The 6,141-nt window shown below is 32.4% G+C and carries 6 protein-coding genes; all 6 read left to right on the top strand.

From position 1 onward, the window contains the following. Nucleotides 1–6 precede the first annotated feature (6 nt). The gene (locus B0A57_RS10790; protein WP_011962217.1) at nt 7–1,041 is read left to right on the top strand and encodes a DUF4421 domain-containing protein; all 1,035 of its coding nucleotides are present in this window, start codon (nt 7–9) and stop codon (nt 1,039–1,041) included. A 4-nt stretch (nt 1,042–1,045) separates the two neighbouring features. Beyond that, complete coding sequence (gene hemB / locus B0A57_RS10795; protein WP_034097139.1) at nt 1,046–2,038, top strand: porphobilinogen synthase; 993 nt, start codon at nt 1,046–1,048, stop codon at nt 2,036–2,038. A 241-nt stretch (nt 2,039–2,279) separates the two neighbouring features. Beyond that, on the top strand, nt 2,280–2,675 hold the full coding sequence (locus tag B0A57_RS10800) for a c-type cytochrome (protein ID WP_011962215.1): 396 nt from the start codon (nt 2,280–2,282) through the stop codon (nt 2,673–2,675). A gap of 283 nt (nt 2,676–2,958) precedes the next feature. Then, nucleotides 2,959–3,429 (top strand): methylated-DNA--[protein]-cysteine S-methyltransferase, encoded by a 471-nt coding sequence (locus B0A57_RS10805; RefSeq protein ID WP_034097134.1) that lies wholly within the window; start codon nt 2,959–2,961, stop codon nt 3,427–3,429. 105 nt (nt 3,430–3,534) lie between these two features. Beyond that, complete coding sequence (locus B0A57_RS10810; protein ID WP_034097133.1) at nt 3,535–4,248, top strand: 3'-5' exonuclease; 714 nt, start codon at nt 3,535–3,537, stop codon at nt 4,246–4,248. Between the two features lie 115 nt (nt 4,249–4,363). Further along, on the top strand, nt 4,364–5,803 hold the full coding sequence (locus tag B0A57_RS10815; RefSeq protein WP_034097131.1) for a nucleoside recognition domain-containing protein: 1,440 nt from the start codon (nt 4,364–4,366) through the stop codon (nt 5,801–5,803). Nucleotides 5,804–6,141: the final 338 nt, after the last annotated feature.

Below are 6,141 nucleotides of genomic sequence, written 5' to 3' on the forward strand. Positions count from 1 at the left end.
TTATTTATGAAAAGTAAGTTAATATGTCTTTTGTTTTTGTTCTTCTCTTTTGCCAATGCGCAAGAAAGAGACTCATTATATGCAAAAAAAAACAAATACAATCCAGAATATAGAGTAAACTATTTTGATAAAATGATTTTTCAAATGGAAATTAATTCAAATTCCGACAATTTTTATATTCAAAATTTAAGTTACACAAAAACCAGACAAAAAAGCCTAGTCCCAAACAATGTTTTAAGGCTAAAATTATCTTTCGATTACAAATTTCTAGGGCTAAATTTTTCTATATCACCTAATTTTCTACAAAGCAATAATGACCCTCGCAAAGGAGAAACTAAAACACTAGACTTTAGTTTTAAGTTTTTCTATTCAGACAGGCTTCGCCAAGAGGTAACTTATAAAGAAATTAAAGGATTTTACCTCGAAGATTTAAAATCATCTGAACCCATAAGACCACTAAACGACCTTCAAATTAAAACAATTGGTGGCAAAACTTTTTATATCTTAAATAAAAACTTCTCCTATCGCTCGTTCGAATCAATGACAGAAAGACAAATAAAAAGTAACGGAAGTTTTATACCATCTATATCGTATTATCATAACAACCTAGAAACCAACCAACCAGCCACTAAAAATATCCAACTAATAAGAATAAATTCTTTCGATGCTTATATACAATTAGGCTATATGTACAACTTTATTTTATATAAAAAATGGGTTACAACTGTGGGAGTTCACCCCGGAATTGGCTTAAATAAATCGATAAGTTTTTTTAAAAATTCATCATATCAAGATTATACAAAAGTAAGTTCTACTAATGTAAATTATAATGTCGATGCCAATATAGCCATTGGTTATAACAACAAAAACTTTTTTGGCGGATTAAAATCGACCTATAAAAATTTCGACTACAATAACAAAAATAGTACCGAAATAAAGAACGAAAAGACAAGTTTTGGTATTTATGCAGGCTATCGCTTTGACGAAAACAAGCGCATGAAAAAAGGATTTGAATACATTGAAAAAAAATTTAAAATTTAAATATATGTTCCCACTTCAAAGAGGCAGACGCTTAAGAATTAACCAATCTATTAGAAGTTTAGTTCGTGAAACAACCCTAAGCCCTAGCGATTTTATGTTCCCAATGTTTATTACAGAAGGAGAAAACATAAAAGTAGAAATCCCATCGATGGTTGGAATTTACCGCCGTTCTATCGATTTAACTGTCGAGGAAGTCAAAGAAATATTCGCTTTGGGAATTAGAGCTGTAAATATTTATGTAAAAGTAAATGAATCTCTAAAAGACAATACCGGGAAAGAATCCTGGAATCCCGATGGATTAATGCAACGCGCTATCAAAGCCATTAAAACCGCATGCCCAGAAATGATCGTCATGCCAGATGTGGCACTAGACCCTTATTCTATTTACGGTCACGACGGAATTATTCAAAATGGCGATATTGCAAATGATGCAACAAATACCGCATTAGTAAAAATGGCTGTTTCACACGCACAAGCAGGAGCAGATTTCGTTGCCCCTTCCGATATGATGGACGGCCGTGTACTTCGTTTGCGCCAAGGTCTAGACTCCGCAGGTTTTCATAACGTAGGAATTATGAGTTATGCTGCTAAATATGCTTCAGCTTTTTACGGACCATTTCGCGACGCATTAGACAGTGCACCTGTAAACAATGCCGAAATTCCGAAAGACAAAAAAACCTATCAGATGGATTATGCCAACAGAATTGAAGCCATCAAAGAAGCATTAATGGATGTAGAAGAAGGAGCTGACATGGTCATGGTAAAACCCGGAATTGCCTATTTAGACATTGTACGAGAAGTTAAAAACGCTGTAAATATTCCCGTAACCGTTTTTCATGTTTCTGGCGAATACGCAATGATAAAAGCCGCTGCCGAAAGAGGATGGTTAGATCACGACAAAATCATGATGGAACAATTAATGTGTATAAAAAGAGCTGGAGCTAGTTTAATATCAACATATTTTGCCAAAGAAGCCGCAATTCTATTAAATAAATAATACCCTTTTTAAAACCGTTAAATGTAATAAATCGAATTAAGCCGCAAAATATAGGATTCAATATTGTTAAAAAACAAATAAATTAAATTACACAAAACGGGAATTTCTAATTACATTTTAATACAAATTTGTTACTATCCCATCTAAAAAAAAACGGACTCTTATTATACCCTTTTGATGATATTTATCATTTTTTTAAGTCATAACATAGCCTACTTTTGAAGTAACAAAAAAAAACATCATGAAAAAAATTATTATTATAGCAGTTGCAACTCTAGCCTTTTCTTGCAAAAAAGAATCTGAAGAATCCTTTGGAAAAACAGAAGAAAAAACAGAAACAACCACTACAGAAGTAAAATCGCCCTCAGATTTAGGCAAAGAAATTTTTGAAGGAAAAGGCACTTGTACTACATGCCATAAACCCGATGTAAAAACAATAGGGCCTAGCATACAAGATATTGCAAAAATTTACAAAGAAAAAAACGCAAATATAATTACATTTCTAAAAGGCAAAGCCGACCCAATTGTAGACCCAACACAATACGAAGTGATGAAAGCTAATTTTGCTTTAATAAAAACTTTTTCTGATGAAGAACTACAACAATTAGAAGCTTATGTATATTCAAATGTAAAATAATCAGCCTCTTATTTTCTAAAAAAAATCAGAAATAAAAAGGTTTATTTTATAAATTTATTAAACTCAAATAAAAACCGTTTTTACAAACAGATGGTTTTTATTAAGCTTCTGTAAACTTAGTTTGCTATTAAAATCATTTTTTAGGCTTTTGCACCTCAAGAAAAGAGCAATCGTTATGCGCCAAAAAAAACAACAAGTTAAAATGCGATTTATTTAAGAATAAATCGCATTTTATTTTTTCATCAAAAATCGTTTCCAAAGCAAAAAAACATATCTTTAAATTATGGAAACAACATACATACAAACACCTTTAGGAATTACCCAAATTACTGGCGACCAAACTGGAATTACTCAGATTTCTGCTTGGCCCAAAGGTACAGTTTGCCAAGAAATCCCTAAAAACCTCGAAGAAGCCGCAAACCAACTCCAAGAATATTTTGAAGGAAAAAGAACTAATTTTACTTTCAAACTCAATCCCAAAGGCACAATTTTTCAGGAAAAAGTTTGGAAAGAATTACTTAATATTCCTTTTGGAAAAACAATATCTTATCTCGATTTGGCCAAGAAATTAGGCGACCCAAAAGCCATTCGAGCAGCAGCATCGGCAAACGGAAAAAACCCACTTTGGATTGTTGTTCCTTGCCATCGTGTAATAGGAACTAATGGTTCGCTCACGGGTTATGCGGGTGGTTTGTGGCGCAAAAAATGGTTGTTAGAACACGAAAACCCAACAAATCAGCAAAGTTTATTTTAAAAATTAGAGACAAATTACAAAAATTACCATCATTTTTTTTATATTCGTGAAATACTTAACTATGTTTTTACATTAGTGTAAATTCGGGAAATTCGTGTTACAAAAATGATTGAAAAAATAAACCTAAACAATATCCTTTTCCTAGATATAGAAACCGTTCCAGAAGAAGAAAATTACAATTCGCTTGATGATGAGATGAAACAACTTTGGGAACTAAAAACCCAATACCAACGCAAAGAAGAATTTTCGGGTCAGGAATTTTATGATAGAGCAGGAATTTGGGCCGAATTTGGAAAAATAATTTGTATCTCGGTGGGCTATTTTACAATAAAGGGAGACATTAGGAATTTTAGAGTCACCTCATTTTTTGGCGAAGAAAAGAAAATTTTACACGATTTTATTAATTTATTAAACAATCATTTCAACCAACCTCAACACCTTCTCTGTGGTCATAATGCCAAAGAATTTGACATTCCGTTTATTGCTCGGCGCATGATTATAAACCAAATTACCATTCCAAACAAACTGAATTTATTTGGAAAAAAACCTTGGGAAATTCCGCATTTAGACACTTTAGAATTATGGAAATTTGGTGATTACAAACATTTCACCTCATTAAAATTGATGTGTAAAGTATTAGGAATTCCTTCGCCAAAAGGTGATATTGATGGTTCGCAATTGGGTTATGTTTTTTATGTAGAAAAAGATATTGATCGAATTATAACCTATTGCGAGAAAGATACCATCGCAGTGGCTCAAATTTTCTTACGATTGCGAAGAGAAGATTTATTAATAGAAGAAGAGATTATTCACGTTTAATAATAGAACGCAGATGACGCGGATTTAAGCAGATTGTCACGGATTTTATTTGTGAACTTTGCGGAAATCTTTGTGAATTTTGTAGTTAAATATTACATTTACAAAAAACAAAATTATGGTATTAAGTCGGTTTTGGTTGGCAATTTTTATTTCTTCAATTGTATTTGTTGTCTTCAGTTTATTTTCTGGCAACAGTTACACTATCGATTTTATTTTGAATGGAAAAAAAGATGATCCCATTTTAATTTCTGAAAAATATCTCAATCAGATTCCGAAATTTGTAAAAGACAGCATCGAAAAAGCACCAGACAAAACGATGATTGTTAATAAAGACAGTATAAATGCAGATACGACTTATGTGTACAAAAACAAAACCGTAAAGATTTATAGTGGCATTCAAAAATCGGACGGGTTGTTACCTACTTGCAAAAACACATTACTAGATTTAATTTTGCCTCTTATCGCTTATTTGGCCTTTTTTTGTGGCTTAATGGAGCTTTTAATTATTTCTGGAGCAACCGAAAAATTGGCCAAAGTATTGAGCCCCGTTTTCGTCAAAGTATTTCCTAGCATTCCCAAAAATCATCCTTCTATTTCGTATATGACCTTAAACTTTGCTGCTAATTTCTTAGGATTAGATTCGGCCGCTACGCCATTCGGACTCAAAGCCATGGAAAGTTTACAAGAAATAAACCCCGAAAAAGACAAAGCCAGCGATGCTCAAATTATGTTTATGTGCCTGCATGCCTCTGGACTTACCTTAATTGCAACATCTATAATTGGCTATCGTGCAGCAGCAAATGCTAGCAACCCAGCCGATGTGATGTTGCCTTGCATTATTACCTCTTTTATTGGCACCATTGCCGCCTTTTTAATTGTTGGAATTAAACAAAAAATTAATTTCAAAAGTGCTTCTTTGGTCGTTGGTTTAATGACGCTAATTGCTGCAATTGTTGGCTTGTTAATGTATGTAAACCATTTAGATTTAATTGGTAAAAATTATTTTACTTCTAATCTTTCGGCTTTAATTTTAGTAGGAATTATTGCATTTACACTGATTCTTTCTCTTATTAAAGAAAAGAAATTTGCAGAAGCAAATACAACTGTTTATGAAACCTTTGTGTCAGGAGCTAACAATGGGGTAAAAACAGGAGTTACTATTTTCCCGTATGTTTTAGGAATGTTAGTAGCTATTTCTTTATTCCGAAATAGCGGTTTATTTGAAATTATTAGCCAATGGATAGCCTTTGGTTTTTCTAATTTGGGTGTTAGCAAAGAAATTACAGACGCTTTGCCAGTTGCTTTGCTCCGCCCTTTTAGTTCTGCGGGATCACGTGGGTTTTTAATTGATTCGATGAATACTTTTGGTGCCGATTCTTTAACAGGAAGATTAAGCAGTATTTTTCAATGCAGTGCCGAAAGTACTTTTTATGTGATTGCAGTTTACTTTGGTTCTGTTAATATAAAAAATACCCGTTATGCCTTAGGAACGATGCTCGTAGTTGATTTAATTTGTGTCATTACCGCAATTTTAGTTGCGAGTTGGTTTTTTTAATTTTTTTTTGAGGTCATCATAAGCGCATATCGTTTCTTAGAGAGTAATATAGTCGCTTTTACGCCTCTTATTAATTAAATTTATATATGTGCATTATAATCGCATTATTAGCCTAATAAACGCATCAAAATAACTATTGATGCTTTTTCGCTTATGTAAGAATAGTACAAAATTTATTTATTTACAGCTTATACTTGGGCGTTTTGCGAAAACTGCTATACTTTTTTAGGTCACATAAATAAACACCTCGAATAAATTTTATTAGCTGTAAAGTTTCATATAATTATAAAATAGTCTAAAAAAACAGACCTAAATATTATACCAATTTAGCTTTAAAA

The sequence above is a fragment of the Flavobacterium psychrophilum DSM 3660 = ATCC 49418 genome, assembly GCF_002217405.1.
Taxonomy (GTDB): Bacteria; Bacteroidota; Bacteroidia; order Flavobacteriales; family Flavobacteriaceae; genus Flavobacterium; species Flavobacterium psychrophilum.